The organism is Rhodococcus sp. IC4_135, assembly GCF_011602025.1.
Classification (GTDB): domain Bacteria; phylum Actinomycetota; class Actinomycetes; order Mycobacteriales; family Mycobacteriaceae; genus Rhodococcus_F; species Rhodococcus_F baikonurensis.
Window position 1 is genome coordinate 81,974 of sequence record NZ_JAAOLG010000015.1, and the last position, 17,961, is coordinate 99,934.

The window sequence follows — 17,961 nt, forward strand, 5'->3', positions numbered from 1 at the left end:
GCGAATCCGCGTCGACCGCGCTACGCCTGGACGAGGTGCAACTGAGAGAGCAGTTGTCGTGTGAGAATCGGAGAACTCGCAGGTGAAGCCGCTGCCGGCGGGGCAGGGTATCGTCGGCCGCCGTTGATCCGGCATGACGCGGGGTGGGAAACAGAGTCGGATTCCCACTTGAAAGTTCTGTGCGCGCCATCGTGGAAACTGCGCGGAAACATAAGCGGACTAACTTGACCGAATTCTGACAATTCGCTCGTAGGTTCGGGCCTGGACGCGACGGACGGTGAGACATGGCCGTGAGTGCGGCACTGCGTGCAGCGATCACGCGAGCGCAGAATGCGGATCAACACAGTGAGCCCGTGTTCTCCCCGCTCCGTGGTCTCGGACGGGGACGTCTGACCCCGATCGATCTGTTGGGGCAGTCACTCTCCACGATCGCACCCGCAACGGGAATGGTGTTCATCGCCTTGTGGATGATCACTTACAGTCCCGGTTACGTCGGGTTGGCTGCGATTGCTGCGACAACTTCGGCTGTTTTTCTCGTTGCGTTCTGCATCACTCAGTTCACACGGAGACTGGCCGCAGCAGGATCGTTGTACAGCTTCGTCTTCCAAGGCTCCGGTATCCGGGCGACACTGACAGCGGGCGCTGCACTGGTGCTCGGGTATCTCGGAATCTCGGTTTCGGTTTTCTCCCAGGCAGTTCCGAGTCTGCTCGATACCATCGCCATTGTCGGACCTGACGTGCGGGGGACTGCGGCGACGGTGATCACGACGGTGGCGATTGCCTTGGCCGTCGCGTGGATTGCAGTGCGAGGCGTTCGGTTCGCCACTCGAGCGATCCTCGTTGTCGAGGCGTGCTCGCTGATTCTGATCGTCGTGGTCATGCTGGCGACGCACAGTGACACGACAACTGCTGTTGCCCTGCCGAATCCGTCGCTGAGTGCAGTTCCGTTTCTCGCGATGCTGACGGTACTCAGCATGGCGGGCTTCGAAAGTTCGGCCTTCTTCGGCCCGGAAGCGAAGCGACCACTCATCAGCGTCACACGCACGGTCCTCATTTCGCCGATCATCTGCGGGGTCCTCTTCGTTTTTGCGGCCTGGGCGGCGATGACCGGCCACGGCGCAACGATCGTCGGAGCGTACTTCGAGGGAACGGCATCCGGGGCCAGCGCGGAGGTGGTTCTGGCAGTCAAGATCGGAATGACGTGTTCCTGGTTCGCATCCACTCTCGGTTGTGCGCAGGCGGGTTCGCGGTTGTTGTACTCGATGGGGATCGAACGGGTGCTGCCTGCGCCGCTCGCTCGCGTGCACAGACGGTTCCGCACCCCGTACGTTGCGGTACTGACGTTCGTCGCGGCAAGCGCGATTGGAGTATTCATCTATTCGGATACGGTTCGCGACGATTCGGGATCCTTCGACGGCGTGGTGGAGACCGCGTTGGTCTGCGCTTACACGCTGGTGGCCTTTGCTTCGTGGAAGTTCTTGCGCCGAATCGGGGAACATACTTCGCTGACCCGGATATGCACGGTGTCGGTGAGCGTCGTCGGTGCCGGTCTACTGGTCTACATCGTTCTCGACGGTGCGGTTCACGGGATGTGGGCACTGCCGATCGCTGCTCTTGCTGTTGCTGTGTCGGGGACAGTGTGGAGTTCGTTGCTTCGACGAGCCAGACCTGAAAGCCTTCTGATGGTGGGCGCTTTCGACAGCGTCGAGACGGCGGACCTGTTGCCTGGTGCTGGCACTCTGCTGATAGACGGTGACGGGCGAAGGCGACTCGTGCCGGATCGTGGGACCGCCGAGGGTAACTCGCCGGAGCATGGGCGGTGACCGCGGACCGTGCAACCGCTGGTCCACGATCAGACAAACGGATCGGCGAAGAGACCCACTTCAGTGGGCAACAACCGCGTGCAGTTCAGAAGGCGCTGGGGATGCTCGAGGCGGTGGCTCATCTGGGACCGGGAACAACCGCGAAGGAGATCGCCACTTTTGCAGGCGTCCCTTCGGCCACGGCGTATCGCATGCTCAATCTGTTGGTGGCGGAGGGCTTCCTCGTACGAGTGCCAGACCTGTCGGGGTTCGCGTTGGGGCGTCGAACTGCCGAGCTCTCGCATGCGGCGTCGTCGAGTGGTCCGGCGCCGACGCTGCACGAGCGTGTCGAGGACATGCGGACACACACGAGGTTCGGATTGCACGTTGCGTCATTCGCCGGTGGGCGCTTGCGGTTCGTCGACAAGGATCCGGACCACGAGATCATCGGAATAGCCGCACTGCCGAAGAACCTTCACGCGAATGCGCTGGGGAAGGTTCTGTTGGCGCACGACGAGCAGTTGCTGTCGGGTTTGGAACTTCGTCAGGTCACGGAGTTCACCATCGGTGATTTCGATGCTTTGTCTGAACAGCTGAGATCGGTTCGTCTGCAGGGTTATGCATTCGAGAACCAGGAATGTCGCCTGGGTCGATCCGCGGTGGCAGTACCGGTTCGCGATCACGCAGACCAGGTGGCCGGCGGGTTGTGTGTTCAGGGAGCGAGCGGGCGAGTGACGGAGGGGGATCGAGAGTTGGTCGGGTTCCTACTTGATTGTGCGCGTCAGCTCACCGGATTGCTCTGACATCACCCCGCAGGTGCTGGGGGAGTCCGGCGGTCATCAGGACCACGGACTCCGATTCACCGGCGATGCGGCTGTTCACCAGACCGAGCAGATCGCGGAACAGCCTCCCGGACTTCGTGTCCGGGACGACGCCGCTTCCCACTTCGTTCGTGACGGCGACAATCGGAACCGGACAGGCGGTCCAGGCGTCGGCCAACCGGTCGATATCTGCGTGGACGGCGCTGAGATCTTTTGTCGCCCACGCCTGATGTCGGTCCAGACGTGCGGTCAACCACGTGCCGAGGCAGTCGAGCAGGATCGGTGTTGTTGCGCCTAAAAGAATCTCGGACACCTCGGAGGTCTCCACCGTCGTCCACGTCGACGGCCGCCGCGCGCGATGCGACGCAATTCGTTCGATCCAGTCGGGATCGTCGTCCTGCGGATCCCCGGTGGCGATGTACGTGACGTGCCGGTAGCCGGCAAGCAAGGCCTCTGCGTAAGTGGACTTGCCCGAACGGGCGCCACCGGTGACCAGAGTTCGATGGCTCTGTCCTACCCCGATCTCGAGTGCAGTTCCATCCGGAACCGCTCGCGCCCCGGACACGCGAAGTGCCTCCGCGAGTTCGTTTTCGGCTGGGTTGTGGTGCCCGAGGTGTACGGCAACCACATCGGTTCTGTCGGTGATCGCGGTGCAATTGCGTAGCTGTGACACGGTTCTCGCGAAAGTCGGCAGATCGTGGTGCCCGGTGCCGTGGTCAGTTTTGTAGCCGAAGGTCTCTTCGAGAAAGACGGCGTCGAAACAGGCGTCGGCGAGGGCGTCGACAGTGGATTCGGGCAGCGGTCCGGTGTCGGTGGCCCAGAAGACTCGGGTCCCGGATGCGTCGGTGATGTCGTAGAGAAGGGTGGGTACTTCGTGCGCGCCTTCGAGTGTGCGAACACGACAGGTGCCCAACATGATCGACTGACCGGGCTCGAGCGGCGTGAAGGTCACCGGATCGGCGGGGCCTACCCAGTCTCGGCAGAGATCGAGCGCGTCCGGTGGCCCGAGAACCTGTAGTGGTTCGGTGCGAGAGGCCCATGACCGGAACAGTAATGCCATCGGGCCCAGATGGTCGGGATGAGAGTGCGTCAGCAGAATGTGTTCCACGTCTGCCAATGTGCGTCCGTAGCGCGACGCCGCTCGAGGTACTTCCGGACCACAGTCCAACAGGATTCGGTTGTCCACCAGAGCGGCAGTGTGCCCGCGAATGGTTCCACTCGACAAGGCCGCCAGACAGGAAGGGCACGTACAGAACGGGTTCGGCCAACCGTCAGCAGCACCGGTGCCGAGCAACACCAGTTCCATCAGCGCGTGCCTTCCTGCCGAATCGGAACAACTATGGGACCGCTGGGCCGGTCCAGGATTTCGACCCGAGCTCCGTACACACGGCCGAGAAGGTCGGCTTGCAATACCGCTGAGGGCGCGCCGTCGGCGACGACGCGGCCTTTGTCCAGCAACACGATTCGTCGCCCGTATTGACCTGCGAGGGTGAGGTCGTGCATCGCGGCGATGACCGTGATGTCGTCGGCTTCTCGCAGCTCCTCCACCAAGTCGAGAACCTGCTGCTGGTGGCCGATGTCGAGAGCACTGGTGGGTTCGTCCAGGAGCAGTACCTGCGGCTCTTGAGCCAGTGCCCGAGCCAGGACCACGCGTTGCAATTCGCCGCCGGAAAGTTCGGTGGCTCGTCGATCGGCGAACTCGGTGAGGTCGAGCCTTTCGATCACCGAGGAGATCACCGAACGATCTGTGGCGGTTTCGGTGCCGAAGCGTCGGAGATACGGTGTACGGCCGAGCGCAACCAGTTCGGCAACCGTCGCGCCCTCGGGTACCACCGGACGCTGAGGCATCAGCGCGACGACGGCGGACATGGCCTTGCGGCTCGAACTGCGTGGGTTGAGTCCCCCGACGGTGAGTTCACCGGTGGACCGAATCAATCCAGCGAGGGCATGCATCAAGGTCGTCTTGCCGGCGCCGTTCGGCCCGACCACGGCAACCCAATCGCCGGGTGTCACATCGAGATCGATGCCGTCGACGACGTCTTTGCCGCCGAGGTTGATTCGGAGGTCGCGGCATCGCACTGCGGTGTCGGTCATGCGGAAACTCGACTGCGGCGCAGAACCAGAAGGAAGAACGGGGCGCCGATCATCGCGGTTACAACGCCGATCGGGAGTTCGGCCGGCGCCATGACCGTGCGGGCGGCGACGTCGGTGAGGACGAGAAACGCCGCACCCAGCATGAGTGACAGGGGGAGAAGCAGCCGATGCGACGGGCCGACGACCAGTCGAACCGCATGGGGAACAACGATTCCGACAAAGCCGATGAGCCCACTGGCGCTTACTACTGCAGCTGTTCCCAGTGTTGCAGCGAGCACCAGTACCAGGCGCGATCTGGCCGGATCGACTCCGAGGCTGGCGGCTTCGACGTCACCTACCGCCATCACGTCGAGTACGCGCCGGTGTACGAGGATGACGACAGATGCCAGCACGACGTACGGCAGGACGACCAGAACTTCCGACCAACCGTCGGTGGACAATCCGCCGAGCAGCCAGGAATAGACCTCACGGAGTGAATCGTCGAACCGCTGCTGAACAAAAGTCTGCGCTGCATTCGTGAACGCCGCGACAGCGACACCGGCGAGGATGATGACTACCGCGTTCTGCGGCCCGCCAATGCTTCGGCCGAGCGAATATGTTGCGAACACGGCCAGCACACCACCGACGAAGGCGGCCATGGGAATTCCGAACATGCCCAGGGCGCCACCCGAAACGATGGCGAGGGTCGCACCCAGTCCGGCTCCGCTCGAAACGCCGAGGAGATACGGATCCGCCAAGGGATTTCGGAACACACCTTGGTATGCGGCGCCGGCCACGGCCAACATGGCTCCGACCAAGGCGCCCAGGATTACTCGCGGAAGCCGGATCTGCCAGAGAATCGCCTGCTGTGTCGCGGTGAGACCGGAATCGATGTTGATGCCGGGTATTCCGTCCAGAAGCTCGAGAATGGTCCGATCAGGTGTCAAACCTGCCGGCCCCACCAGAACGCCGATCAGCAAGGCAGCGCACAGAATCAGCGCGGCGCCGAGCAGAACGGCCGTCCGATGATGGGAGATACCGGCTTTGATCATCGAATGCTCAGGCCGCGGGAACTTGGGCAACGATGGCCGCGACAGCCTTCACCTGATCGGCGACACGAGGTCCCCACCGGCTGGAGAGGTCTTCGTCGAGCACATGGATCTGGTTGCCGGTAACCGCTTTCATGCCGCTCCACCCGGGTCGGGCGGCGACGGATTCTGCAGTCACTCCGCAGCATTGGGAGTCTGCGAGAAAGATGAGATCGGGATTGGCCTGCACCACGAATTCGGCCGACAGCTGCGGATAGTCGCCCTGCCCCGCGGCGTCGGCGATGCTCTTCATTCCGAACAACGAGTAGATCTGCCCGACGAAGCTCGAACTCGTGACGGTGTAGAGCGAGGAGTCGAGTTCGTGGAAGTACGTCAGCGGCTGTTGGCGCGCAGGAACACTGGCGACAGCGGCGTCGATGTCCGAGCGCATGGTGTCGACGACCTCGGTGCCCTTGTCCTCGTGGCCGGTGGCCTTCGCGACGCGCTCGATCTGGGCGTAGACGTCGTCGATGCTGGTCGCTGCCGGTAACAGGAGCGTCGGCACCTTCGCCTTCTGCAGTCCGGACACAAGATCGTTCATGTCATCCGACGCGATCACCAGATCCGGTGCGTAACCGAGGATGGCTTCGACGTTCGGTTGAAAGCCCGAGAGGTCGGTGACCGGGATACCGGCCGGGTAGTCGGACTGATTGTCGACGGCCTTCACCTGGTCGCCCGCGCCGACGGCCCACAAGGTTTCCGTGGCGCTGGGACTGAGCGACACGATCGACTGCGGACGTGACTCGATGGTGATGTCCGTGCCGGAATCCGTGGGACCGGAAACAACAGTCACCGGGAACGAACCGTCCGAGGCGGCTGTGGTCGTGGGTGCGTCGGACGTCGAACTACTGCAGGCACCGGCAAGCAGTGCGGTGCTCACCGTCAGCGCTGCAAGTACGGATCTGAATCTACGTGTCGGCCGAGTACTCACAGCCACCCCTCCGCTAGTGGACGAGGGCCGCGAGCAGCGCGGCCGCGAGGGGAAGCGCCACGAGCGGTCCTTCGTCCGAGAACCATCGTGTCGCCACGAGGCCGGTGACCTGACTCGTTCGCCTCGAGTAGTGCCGGGCGAATTCACAGTTGCGTCGACAGTGCCGGGGTTTCACCGAACTTCACACGAGCAGCGTGGCACCCCGGCAAGCCGGGGCATCTGCACTTTACAGGGGTCGTCGGGCTTGACCCGGGAGGTCAAGGCAGGGTAAATATCTATTCCACTAATGAACTAGTGAAAGGGTTCGGATGATCGACTTCCGTATCGACCGCCGATCCGGCATTCCCACTTACGTGCAATTGGTCCTTCAGGTGAAGCAGGCGCTCAGGCTCGGTGATCTCCACGTCGGGGATCGGCTGCCCACAGCCAAGGACGTCGTGGGAGCGCTCGCGATCAACCCGAACACAGTCCTGAAGGCCTACAAGGAACTCGAGCGCGACGGACTTGTTGCCCCGAGGCCTGGATTGGGCACGTTCGTCGTCAAGTCCCTGGCGAAGCCCGGCATGGCGGAAAGCTCTGCGCTGAGGCGCGAGTTGGCTCGCTGGGTGGCAGATGCCGTCGCCGCCGGACTCGAGCGCACGGACATCGAAGCATTGGTGAGCTTGGAGCTCGAGAAGACGTTCATCGAATCGGATCCGTCCGGAAAGCAGGGGGAGACATCATGACTGCGCAAGAATCGGCACTGACGATGCAGGACGTGGACAAGCGCTTCGGCAAGAAGAAGGTGCTCGACGCCTGCACTTTCGAGGTGGCCACCGGAAGTATCACTGCCCTGGTGGGGGTGAACGGAGCGGGCAAGTCGACACTGATGTCCTTGGCGGTCGGATTGACGATGCCTGACCACGGTTCGATCTCGGTCCTGGGTAGCACGCCGGATCAGGACGGCATCTGCCCAGGCCTGTCCTACCTCGCTCAGCACAAGCCGCTGTACCCCAAATTCACTGTTGCAGAACTTCTTCGATTCGGCGCGTACACCAACGACGAGTGGGATGCGAAGTACGCTCTGGATCTGGTGGAGCGCGCTGGGATTTCTCTCGATGCAAAGGCGAAGACGCTGTCACCAGGTCAGCGAACCAGGGTTGCACTGGCTTTGGCACTCGGACGCAGGCCGCAACTGCTGCTTCTCGACGAGCCCTTGGCGGATCTTGATCCCGTGGCGCGGCGATCCGTGGCGACCACCCTGCTCGAAGACGTTGCCGAGTACGGCACCACGGTTCTGTTGTCGTCACACATCGTCTCCGAACTGGCAGACGTCTCGGATCGACTACTTCTACTGGGCGGCGGAAACGCGAGATTGTCCGGACCGTTGGATGAATTGATCGCTGCCCATTACGTATTGATCGGGGACGGCGATCCTTCGGACGTGGTCGGCGCCGGTGCGGTCATTCATACCGACAAGGGGATGCGGTCGAATTCTCATGTGGTGGAGGGAGTCCGTCCGAGCCCTCGGGCCGGCTGGGTGATCGACGACGCAACGCTCGACGACGTGGTGCTCGGGCACCTGAGCGCAGAAACGATGGTGGCGGCATGATCTGGGTTACGTGGCGGCATCACCGCACATCGGTCGTTGTGTCGTTGGGATTCATCGCAGCTTTGGCTATAGCAGCGATAGTCGGCGGAATCGGAACTCGACGTACCTCGGGAGTGGACGGCGGAGGGACTTACCTCGAGTGTGTCGGGATCGGTTGGGATTGTTGGGCGGATACCACCGTCACCGGTGTGAACACGATCGCCGCTGCCTTACCAGTACTACTCGGGGCGCTGGTGGGTGCGACCGTATTCTCCCGCGACATCGATCAGCAAACACATGTTCTCGGTCTGACGCAGTCGGTGAGTCGAGCACGATGGTTCTGGATGCGAGTCGTTGTTGTCTTTCTTCCGCTCACTGCCGCAGCCGCGATCCTCGGTTTCATTCTCGAAGCCGCTCGGGTCGGATTCGAGAGTTGGAGTTATGTGGTCAACGTCGGACCCGTTCAGTCGTATGGAATGAGTTCGATGCTCTTCCCTCTGTTCAATTCCAGCGGAATTGTCTTGGGTGCATACACTTTCATGGCGTTGATCGCCGGAGCTGCGGTATCACTGCTGGTGCGATCACCCATCGCCGCGGTGGCCGTCACCTTGATTGCCGTCGCCGGTTTGATGGTGGGATTCCAGAATCTGGCACGGCCGCACTATGCCGAGCCGACTGTGCTGACACAAGGTATCGACCAAGACACCTTCTACGCAACGTACGTCATGGATTCCTCGATGGCGTGGATCGTGCGAAGCGGATACACCGATGCCAACGGAAAGCCCGTCGAGATCGACTATCAGGCGTGCACTACCGATACAGCCGGCAGTGAATACGATCAGCGAACCGACGAGAGTGACGTGGATTTCTACGTTCGCCAAAAGGCCTTCCTGGCCCAACTCGATGCCGACTACCGTGCGTGTGTGCTCGCGCAGGGAGTGGACCACTACGAAACGCGGTACCACTCAGTCGACCAGGTCCGACGATTTCAGTTCACGGAAGCTGCACTCGTCCTGATCCTTTCGGGCCTGTTCCTCCTGCCGGCGCTCTGGGGCCTACGACGCCTCAAGCCGTGACTCAGCGGGCGACCGGCGCGACCGTCAGTTGGTTGATGTTCGCGCCGGTCATCGAGCAACCCTTGGTGGGGTAGGCGAGGAAAACCGAGTCGTAGCTGTTGGGCGGGTAAACCTTCAGTCCCGCAACGTCGGTCACGCCGCACTGATCTGCCGGGTAGTTCTCGACATTCGTGGCGCGCACCAAAGACGTTGCGGCGGAGCCAGGGGCAAGGGAGACGAGTGAACCGGATCCGGAACGACCGGCGGCAGCACCCACTTCGCTTCCGGACGCTCCCGTGACATACGAGACGCCAGGGAAACCGTCGAGCGTGCACGTGCGGCCGCCCGTGTTGGTGAAGACAACCGGAAGCTCCACGGAACCGGCGGCGCCGTTCGGCTGGCCAAGGGTGACGTTCAGTTCCCCCATGGCGCAGCCTTCGGGATTGGGCGCTGTCGAGGTTGTGGTTTGGGTGTGATCGGTATGGGTCGTAGAGGGTGAAGCGGTACCGGTCGGGGTCGTCGGCGCAGAGGTAGTCGTCGTGGTGGCAGGAGCAGGTGAACTCTCGGCTGTTCCCGTTTCATCCGAGCCGCAACCGCTGAGAAGGGCGAGAGCAGCAAGTGGAGCCGCCAACAAGCCGATGTTGCGCATGCGGTTGGGATTCATCGCTCTGTACTCCTCAAGCTGGTCGACAACTGTCTCCGGAACATCCGTGTCCGGTATATCCGAGTTTGAAGCTGGATGTGCAGAAACGAATCAGGCTCGCCGGTGATCAGGACCTACTTCCCGGATGGATTGCCGCTGCGGATCTAGCATGAGAAATGACCTGTCCGGATCGCGACCACCGGGAGTAGCGCATGTTCACCTTCACCAGCGACGACGGAGTGGTCATTCATGTCCACGAATGGCCCACCGAGCAGGAACCTCGAGGGGTTGTTCAACTCGCGCACGGTATGGGTGAGCATGCAAAACGCTACGCACACGTTGCCGAAGCTCTGAATGCTCGCGGCTTCCTCGTCTACGCGGCGGACCACCGCGGCCACGGTGAGAGCATGCACGCCGGCCCAGGCAACATCGGCGACGACGGCTGGAACCGCTTGGTGGCAGACATGGTGACCCTCACGGGGATCATCCGCGACAAACACCCCGGCCTGCCCGTCGTACTGCTCAGCCACAGTCTTGGTTCGTTCGCTTCGCAGCAGTACATCCTCGATCATTCGCACCTGATCGACGCCGTCGCACTGTCGGGGACTACCGCCGTCGATCAACTGATCGAGAGCCTCGTCAACGACGGCCCGGACGTCCTCGCCCAGTTCAACGCCGAATTCGAACCGGCCCGTACTCCGCACGACTGGCTCAGCCGTGACGAAGCGCAGGTGGATTCATACATCAACGATCCGCTGTGCGGTTTCAGCCTGGACGACGCCGGTATGGGCGGACTTATCGCAGCGGGACCGAGGTTCGTCGACGTCGAGGGTGTGCGACAAGACCTTCCGATCCTGGTCTTCGTCGGCACCTCGGATCCTCTCAACGCCGCGCTGAGCCGTACCGACGTCGCAGTCGAACGGTACAACTCGGCGGGGATCGAAGACGTCACCTATTACACCTATCCGGGCGCCAGGCACGAGATCTTCAACGAGACCAACCGCGACGACGTCATCAACGATCTGACGACGTGGATGGACCGCGTACTCGAAGCGTGACCGCCTCACCGGAAGGGGAACACGATGTCCACAGTTCCGGCCGCACGACCCGATCCAGACCCGCGAGATGTCAAGCGCTGGAGACGATACCTCGCCGACGAACAAGCCGAGGCCGCCGTCTACCGCGACCTCGCGGGTAGGCGTAGCGGCGAGGAGCGCGAAATCCTTCTCGCACTGGCCGATGCGGAGGGCCGACACGAGGCGCACTGGCGAGCGCTACTCGGCGATCACGTCGGCAAACCACTACGCGGTGATATCCGCACTCGGATACTGGGCTTTCTGGCCAGACGCTTCGGCTCCGTCTTCGTGCTCGCTCTTGCGCAGCGCGCGGAGACGCGATCCCCGTATCCCAACGACGCCGACGCGACCGCATCGATGGGCGCGGACGAGAAGATCCACGAAGAAGTGGTGCGGGCCTTGGCCACTCGGGGTCGGAACAGACTTTCGGGGACGTTTCGTGCCGCCGTCTTCGGAGCCAATGACGGCCTGGTCAGCAACCTCGCTCTCGTACTCGGCATCAGTGGTAGCGGCGTCTCCAACCAGATCGTTCTGATCACCGGCATGGCCGGGCTTCTGGCCGGCGCCCTGTCGATGGGAGCCGGCGAGTACGTTTCAGTCCGCTCGCAGCGAGAGTTGTTGGAAGCGTCCAATCCTGGTCCCGCGGCCAGCGAAGCTGTCGGCCTGCTCGACGTCGACGCCAACGAATTGTCCCTGGTCTACCGGGCCCGCGGCATGTCCGCCGAGGAAGCGGACCAGCGCGCCGCCGAGGTCCTCGCGAACAGCACCTTCGGCGCCGCGGACGTTATCGACGACCATGAAGCCGTCGGAACCGGATTGGGCGCAGCGGCGGCAAGTTTCTGCTTCTTCGCCTCGGGCGCAATCATTCCGGTGTTGCCGTATCTGTTCGGTCTGGAAGGCATGACAGCCCTGATCGTCGCATCTGTTCTCGTGGGGATCGCGTTGCTGACGACGGGCGTTGTGGTCGGGTTGCTGTCGGGCGGACCTCCGTTCAAGCGGGCGCTACGCCAACTTGCGATCGGTTACGGCGCTGCCGGCGCGACGTATCTACTCGGCATGTTGTTCGGGACCTCGCTCTGAGCGTCGGCTCATGCGCGCAGGGCTGGATCGCGGTGAGCCGGATCGATCCGGACCGGGATTTGGCACACCACGGCCTCGGTGTGTTTGCGCAGTGCATGGGCGATTTCATCGGTTCGTTGGCTCGGGAGGAACCGGTGCCATCTGGTCGCCGGGTCGATGGTGGCGACGACGACAAAGGTTTCGCGGTGGGGGAAGTGTGTGCGGATGTATCGAGCGAGGGTGTTCCCCACGGAATTCTCGGTGTCCTCGATGACGATCAAACGCGAATTCGGGTGTCGGGCTTGCCATCGGCGGGTGAAGTCCGTCGTCGATTCGTGGGCCAGGCAGACTCGAATTGCGATGGGCTGCGAAGACATTGCCGTTGCCGCGGCCATCGCGCGGGTGGAGAGCGACGTAATTTCGGACACGGGTACTAGGACCGCTGGTTTGTATCCGATAGACAGAGAATCGTTCTCACCCTGAACGGTTAACCGCGTACCGATATGTGTGTACGCGCCGCGGATGCGTTCCATGCCGAGGACGAGCGCAGGGAGCGCGAGAGCGATCAGCCAGGCGCCCTCGGTGAACTTCATGGCGGTAGTCACCACTGCTGCGATCGAAGTCAACGCAGCCCCGAAACCGTTGAGCGCTAGGCGCCACTTCCAGCCAGGCGTCTGTTCGGCGAGCCAGTGGCGCACCATGCCGAACTGCGCGAGCGTAAATCCGATGAACACACCGATGGCGAACAGCGGCACCAAGGTGTTCATGTTTCCGCCGGATCCGATGAGCAGGAGAGCACCGACGCCACCGAGCGACAAGACGCCGTACGTGAAGACGTCGCGCGTCGACTTCCGGCTGAAGCGGTGCGGGAGCACGTTGTCGTCGGCAAGGATCCGCATCAGGTTGGGGAGTCCGCCGTAGGAGGTGTTCGCGGCCAATGCAAGCAGAATCACGGTGGAGAATTGGACGACGTAGTAGCCCACACCATTTCCGAGGGCAGCGGACGTGAGCTGCGACAGGACTGTTGTTCCGGGGATCGGGGCCAGTGAGAACTTTTCGATCAACACGGCAAGGCCGATCAGCATGGTGCCCAACAGGATTCCCAGAGCAACTTCGGCGCGCTGAGCGCTGCGCACGCGAGGCTTTTTGAAACTGGGAACCGCGTTTGCGATGGCTTCGACACCGGTCAATGCGGCACAACCACTCGAAAATGCCTTGAGCAGAAGGAGAATGCCGATCGTGTGTGCGTTGACGGCGACGAAGGGAGCCGTTGCGGCGGCAGGGCTTTCCCGAAGCAGTCCGGCGCCGATCACCGTGAAGATGCTGACGACAAAGATCACGGTGGGCAACATGAATACCCGCGCGGAATCTGCGATGCCACGCAGATTCAGTGCCGTGATGCCGCCGAGTATCGCCAGCGCAATCCAGACCGTGTAGGGAAGAAGCGAGGGGAAGGCGGAGGTCAGGGCCGCGACACCGGCTGCGATCGACACCGCGACGTTGAGTGTGTAGTCGACGATCAAGGAGGCGGCGGCGGTCAGGCTCGCGCGGGGGCTCAGATGCTTCTTCGCGACGGCGTAGGCGCCACCACCTTCGGGAAATGCGGCGATCACCTGGCGATACGACGCCACCAGGACGACAAGCAGCACGGCGATGGCGATCGTCACCGGCACGGTGAAGCCGATCCCCGCGCCGCCGGCGAGGGCCAACACCAACACGATGGCCTCTGGACCGTACGACACCGAGGCCATCGCGTCGAGCGACAGACCCGCCAGTCCGGTTGCGACGGAGAGCTTTTGCTTCTCAGGTTCGCCGCCGGGGCGGGTGGTCGACGATATGACTCCACGGTGTCCGAGTATCACTGCATGTCTCACCGAGCCAGTATCGTCATTTCCCGCAGCACTGAGACTGATCTTGACGATGCCTTGACGCGATGGCCCGCAAATCTGTACGGGTTCACAACGGCGGCTCGCGTCGACGAAACCCGTCGGACATCTGGCTTACCCAACCAGCGCGCGTGGCGAGAACGTCGCGGTTCGGAGACTCCGAGTGAGCGGCGACGTGCGAAAGTAACTCGCGAAGCCGACCCAGAACGAGCGGCGAGTTTGATGCAGAGGCTATGACGTCGTCCAGTCCGGTACGCACGAAGGTCGTGAAACCGGGCAGCGGAACCACCACGCGCAGTTCACCACGCTGGTCGAGGGCCCGGATCGAATCTGCTCGTACGGAGGCCACGCGCGAGAGGAGGTCCTCGATCTCGTCCAGAGCCTGGACGGCCGTAGCAGGATCGTTGATCGCGGGTGAGAGCGCTCTGAGCGCGATGTCGGCCAACAACCGAAGCGCGAGTAGGGGGTCCTGCGTGAAGGTTCGCTCACTCCCACTGATCAGGGCGTCGAGGATCGCGTCGGCGGGCATGGGTTCGCCGTAGACGTCGGCGAGCGGCAGTCTGCCTCGCAGAGTGCTGCCTGGCGAGACTCGGAAGACCACAAGAGCGTGACAGCCGCGAGCTTTGTGCAGCAGATCTTCGACGAGGATCTGCTGCAGAACGGCGGGCGGCCGATGCCACTCGATCGTCATGATCACCGGAAGCGTTGGTAGAGGCGGTAACTCCCGATCGGTGTCGGGGTATACGGATTCGACGACTGCTCGTCCACGGCTCGAGATGGAGGCGAGGACCGGAGCCAATTGGATGGCCGAGAAGGCGCGCAGTTGGAGCAGTCTGATCAGCGTCAGCGTGGCCAAGAGTGCCAGCACTGCGAGACTGGGCACGACCACGGACACATCCGTTTCGTTGCTGATGGCGAGTGCTGCCGTGATGTCGAAAACCGACTGGCCTATCGCGAAGGCAAACGTACGCCACACGATGGGGTCGTCGCGGAACAACAAGAGGCGAGGGGTGAAGGTGGTCGCAGCCCACTGGACGACGAGGAACAGCAGCGAGAAGATCACTGCGACTACACCCAGTAACCCCAGTCCGAGGGCAACGAGCATCTCGCTGACCTGACGTGCGGGAATCATCGGGCCGCTCCGGATATACGGCATCGCCAGTCCGGCAGCCAGTCCTACGACGACGCACAGGATCTGGGTCAGGCCGGCACGTACACGGCGCCGGGGGACGAGGAAGGCATGCCCGATCGGGGTGGGAGCGAAACGTCCGGGCTGATCCACACTTCAAGCCTCCACGCTGCGGTAATGGTGCGCCTTCACCCGAAACGGATGATGTCGATGTCGTCGTGATCCTGAAACGCTTGAAAGAGCCATGTGAGAGACAGAAGGCGAGACGTCATGACGGATCCGACGGGCCAGAGCCGCGCTGTACTACCGATCCCGGATCGACAACATCTTGGTCTGGTGACGTACGACGCGAAGGATCCGGACACCGAGTTTCCGCCGATCACTCCGTTACTACCACCGACCGGGGCACCCAACGTTCTGGTGGTCCTGTTGGACGACGTGGGATATGGCGCAAGCAGTGCCTTCGGCGGACCGGCGGACACTCCGACTGCTGAGCGGTTGCAAGGTAATGGGCTCACGTACACGCGGTTTCACACGACGGCACTGTGTGCTCCGACCCGCGCCGCTCTTCTGAGCGGGCGCAACCATCATTCCGTCGGCATGGGATCGATCACCGAAACCGCTACCTCGGCTCCTGGTCTTTCCGGCCTGCGGCCGAATACCAAAGCCGCACTGCCGATGACGTTGAAACTCAACGGATACTCGACGGCGCAGTTCGGCAAGTGTCACGAGGTTCCGCCGTGGCAGACATCCCCGGTGGGACCGTTCACGTCGTGGCCGACGGGAGACGGCGGATTCGAGCACTTCTACGGATTCATCGGCGGGGAGAACAACCAGTATTACCCGGCGCTGTACGAGGGCGTCGCGCCTGTGGAGCCGGACAAGACACCGGAGGAGGGCTACCACCTCACCGAGGACCTGGCCGACCACGCCATCGACTGGGTTCGGATGCAGAAGTCCTTGGCTCCGGACAAGCCGTTCTTCGTCTACTTCGCTCCCGGCGCTACTCATGCGCCGCACCATGTTCCGAAGGAGTGGGCCGACAAGTACGAGGGCCGGTTCGCCGGAGGTTGGGACGCTCAACGCGAGAAGATCCTCGAGCGGCAGAAGCAGCGGGGAGTCGTTCCCACGGATGCGGTTCTCACCCCGCGCCCTGAGGCGATTCCGGCGTGGGAGGACATGGGTGAGGAATTGACGCCTGTCCTCGAACGCCAAATGGAAGTCTATGCAGGATTTCTCGAACACACCGACTTCCATGTCGGCAGGCTTGTCGATGCGATCGAAGAACTTGGAGCTCTCGACAACACCCTCGTGTACTACATCATCGGAGACAACGGAGCGTCCGCAGAGGGGACGATCAACGGAGCCTTCAACGAGATGGCCAACTTCAACGGACTCGCGGCCATCGAGACGCCCGAGTTCATGGCGGAAGTGAAGGACAAGTTCGGTACCAAGGACGCGTACAACCACTATTCCGTGGGGTGGGCGTGGGCAATGTGTACGCCGTATCAGTGGACGAAACAGGTTGCGTCGCATTGGGGTGGCACTCGCAACGGGACAATCGTGCACTGGCCGGCAGGGATTCGGACCAAGGGGGAGACGCGGTCGCAGTTCGCCCACGTCATCGACGTTGCACCGACGATCCTCGAGGTCACGAAACTGCCGGAACCGACCTTTGTCAACGGCGTCCAGCAATCACCCATCGAGGGGACCAGCATGGTCTACACCTTCGACGACGCCGAAGCCCCCGAACGTCACGATCTGCAGTACTTCGAGATGGCCGGCAACCGTGGAATTTATTACAAGGGTTGGACTGCGGTCACGCGTCACAGCACTCCGTGGCTGTTCTCGGAGGTGCTTCCCGCTCTCGACGACGACGTGTGGGAACTCTACGACGGGTCACAGGATTGGACGCAATCCAATGATTTGGCCGCTGAGATGCCGGAGAAATTGGCTGCACTGCAACGCTTGTGGTTGATCGAAGCGGTCAAGTACAACGTGCTTCCGATCGACGATCGTAGATTCGAGAGGTTCAACCCTCACATCGCAGGGCGTCCGCAGTTGGTATCCGGGAACAGGCAAGTTCTGTTTCCCGGAATGAAGCGACTGAGCGAGCACAGCGTGCTGAGTATCAAGAACAGATCATTCAGTGTCACAGCAGCAGTCGACCTCGCGGATGGCGTTACTGCCAACGGTGTGATGATCGCGCAGGGAGGCAGGTTCGGCGGCTGGGCGCTCTACGCGCGGGAAGGCCGCGCGAAATTCGTCTACAACCTGCTCGGCATGACCGAGTTCGTCATCGGTTCCGACGTTGACATACCGGCAGGATCACATCAGATCAGGGCCGAGTTCGCCTACGACGGAGGTGGTCTCGCGAGGGGTGGCGGTGTCACGATCTATCACGACGGTCGCGAAGTGGGTTCGGGTCGCGTCGAGCAGACCCAACCGATGGTCTTCTCTGCGGACGAGACCACCGACATCGGTGACGACTACGGCATGCCTGTCAGTGTCGATTACAGTGGCGCAACCAGTTTCAACGGCCGTATCGAGTTAGTGCAGATCGACGTCGGCGACGACGACCATACCCACCTCATCGATCCGGAGGAGGTGGCGCGAGTGGCGGTGTCCAGACAGTGATTTCACCAGTAAGAGCAGCAGCCACAATCTCCTGAGGGAGGGTCGCAATGCCGACCGTCATCCGCACTGTCCACGATCTGGTTCGCCACGCGCGCGGGCCGACGCATCATCACCACCATCAATCCGTGCACGAGGCACGGCGAATGCGCGCCCATCACATACTGGTCACGCATTCGCTCGCCTGATCTGGG

The 17,961-nt window shown here is 62.3% G+C and carries 16 protein-coding genes; 9 read left to right on the forward strand and 7 right to left on the reverse strand.

Features of this window, described 5'->3' with window-relative positions; genetic code table 11:
- Window positions 1–284 precede the first annotated feature (284 nt).
- Entirely contained in the window at window positions 285–1,823 is a 1,539-nt protein-coding gene (locus tag G8767_RS23470) for an APC family permease (RefSeq protein WP_166812080.1), read from the forward strand.
- The gene (locus tag G8767_RS23475) at window positions 1,820–2,605 is read left to right on the forward strand and encodes an IclR family transcriptional regulator (RefSeq protein WP_166812082.1); all 786 of its coding nucleotides are present in this window, start codon (window positions 1,820–1,822) and stop codon (window positions 2,603–2,605) included. The genes G8767_RS23470 and G8767_RS23475 overlap by 4 nt, the downstream gene beginning before the upstream one ends.
- Here the strand turns inward: G8767_RS23475 and G8767_RS23480 are convergent.
- Genes G8767_RS23480 through G8767_RS23495 form a run of 4 tightly spaced genes read right to left on the reverse strand, consistent with a single transcriptional unit; the run spans window position 2,589 to window position 6,715 of the window.
- A complete protein-coding gene (locus G8767_RS23480) occupies window positions 2,589–3,929 on the reverse strand; it encodes a bifunctional adenosylcobinamide kinase/adenosylcobinamide-phosphate guanylyltransferase (protein WP_166812084.1) in 1,341 nt (446 codons plus the stop codon). The two genes, G8767_RS23475 and G8767_RS23480, sit on opposite strands and share 17 nt — an antisense overlap.
- Window positions 3,929–4,717, reverse strand: a complete 789-nt coding sequence (locus G8767_RS23485) for an ABC transporter ATP-binding protein (RefSeq protein ID WP_166812087.1) — start codon at window positions 4,715–4,717, stop codon at window positions 3,929–3,931. The genes G8767_RS23480 and G8767_RS23485 overlap by 1 nt, the downstream gene beginning before the upstream one ends.
- On the reverse strand, window positions 4,714–5,748 hold the full coding sequence (locus G8767_RS23490) for an iron ABC transporter permease (protein WP_095972038.1): 1,035 nt from the start codon (window positions 5,746–5,748) through the stop codon (window positions 4,714–4,716). Before G8767_RS23490 ends, G8767_RS23485 begins: the two co-directional genes overlap by 4 nt.
- 7 nt (window positions 5,749–5,755) lie before the next feature.
- Complete coding sequence (locus G8767_RS23495; protein ID WP_095972118.1) at window positions 5,756–6,715, reverse strand: ABC transporter substrate-binding protein; 960 nt, start codon at window positions 6,713–6,715, stop codon at window positions 5,756–5,758.
- A gap of 308 nt (window positions 6,716–7,023) precedes the next feature.
- On the opposite strand from G8767_RS23495, the gene G8767_RS23500 reads away from it, so the two are divergent.
- Genes G8767_RS23500 through G8767_RS23510 form a run of 3 tightly spaced genes read left to right on the forward strand, consistent with a single transcriptional unit; the run spans window position 7,024 to window position 9,361 of the window.
- A complete protein-coding gene (locus G8767_RS23500) occupies window positions 7,024–7,440 on the forward strand; it encodes a GntR family transcriptional regulator (RefSeq protein WP_095972039.1) in 417 nt (138 codons plus the stop codon).
- Window positions 7,437–8,306 (forward strand): ABC transporter ATP-binding protein, encoded by an 870-nt coding sequence (locus G8767_RS23505; protein WP_166812089.1) that lies wholly within the window; start codon window positions 7,437–7,439, stop codon window positions 8,304–8,306. The genes G8767_RS23500 and G8767_RS23505 overlap by 4 nt, the downstream gene beginning before the upstream one ends.
- On the forward strand, window positions 8,303–9,361 hold the full coding sequence (locus G8767_RS23510) for an ABC transporter permease (RefSeq protein ID WP_166812092.1): 1,059 nt from the start codon (window positions 8,303–8,305) through the stop codon (window positions 9,359–9,361). The genes G8767_RS23505 and G8767_RS23510 overlap by 4 nt, the downstream gene beginning before the upstream one ends.
- A 1-nt stretch (window position 9,362) precedes the next feature.
- Here G8767_RS23510 and G8767_RS23515 read toward each other — a convergent pair whose 3' ends face one another.
- Window positions 9,363–10,004, reverse strand: a complete 642-nt coding sequence (locus tag G8767_RS23515) for a DUF4232 domain-containing protein (RefSeq protein WP_166812094.1) — start codon at window positions 10,002–10,004, stop codon at window positions 9,363–9,365.
- 191 nt (window positions 10,005–10,195) lie between these two features.
- Here G8767_RS23515 and G8767_RS23520 point away from each other — a divergent pair, with 191 nt between their 5' ends.
- The gene (locus G8767_RS23520) at window positions 10,196–11,041 is read left to right on the forward strand and encodes an alpha/beta hydrolase (protein ID WP_166812096.1); all 846 of its coding nucleotides are present in this window, start codon (window positions 10,196–10,198) and stop codon (window positions 11,039–11,041) included.
- A 24-nt stretch (window positions 11,042–11,065) separates the two neighbouring features.
- Window positions 11,066–12,139 carry a VIT1/CCC1 family protein gene (locus G8767_RS23525; protein ID WP_166812098.1) on the forward strand — a complete coding sequence of 358 codons (1,074 nt, stop codon included), beginning with the start codon at window positions 11,066–11,068 and terminating at the stop codon, window positions 12,137–12,139.
- An 8-nt stretch (window positions 12,140–12,147) separates the two neighbouring features.
- Here G8767_RS23525 and G8767_RS23530 read toward each other — a convergent pair whose 3' ends face one another.
- Together G8767_RS23530 and G8767_RS23535 are read right to left on the reverse strand one after the other, a co-directional pair.
- Window positions 12,148–13,980, reverse strand: coding sequence for an APC family permease (locus tag G8767_RS23530; protein ID WP_166812169.1), 1,833 nt, complete (start codon window positions 13,978–13,980; stop codon window positions 12,148–12,150).
- Window positions 13,981–14,074: 94 nt separating this feature from the next.
- Window positions 14,075–15,286 carry a DUF2254 family protein gene (locus G8767_RS23535; protein WP_166812101.1) on the reverse strand — a complete coding sequence of 404 codons (1,212 nt, stop codon included), beginning with the start codon at window positions 15,284–15,286 and terminating at the stop codon, window positions 14,075–14,077.
- Window positions 15,287–15,403: 117 nt separating this feature from the next.
- Here G8767_RS23535 and G8767_RS23540 point away from each other — a divergent pair, with 117 nt between their 5' ends.
- Window positions 15,404–17,770 (forward strand): arylsulfatase, encoded by a 2,367-nt coding sequence (locus G8767_RS23540; protein WP_166812103.1) that lies wholly within the window; start codon window positions 15,404–15,406, stop codon window positions 17,768–17,770.
- Between the two features lie 47 nt (window positions 17,771–17,817).
- Entirely contained in the window at window positions 17,818–17,955 is a 138-nt protein-coding gene (locus G8767_RS23545) for a hypothetical protein (protein WP_153211511.1), read from the forward strand.
- Window positions 17,956–17,961 lie beyond the last annotated feature (6 nt).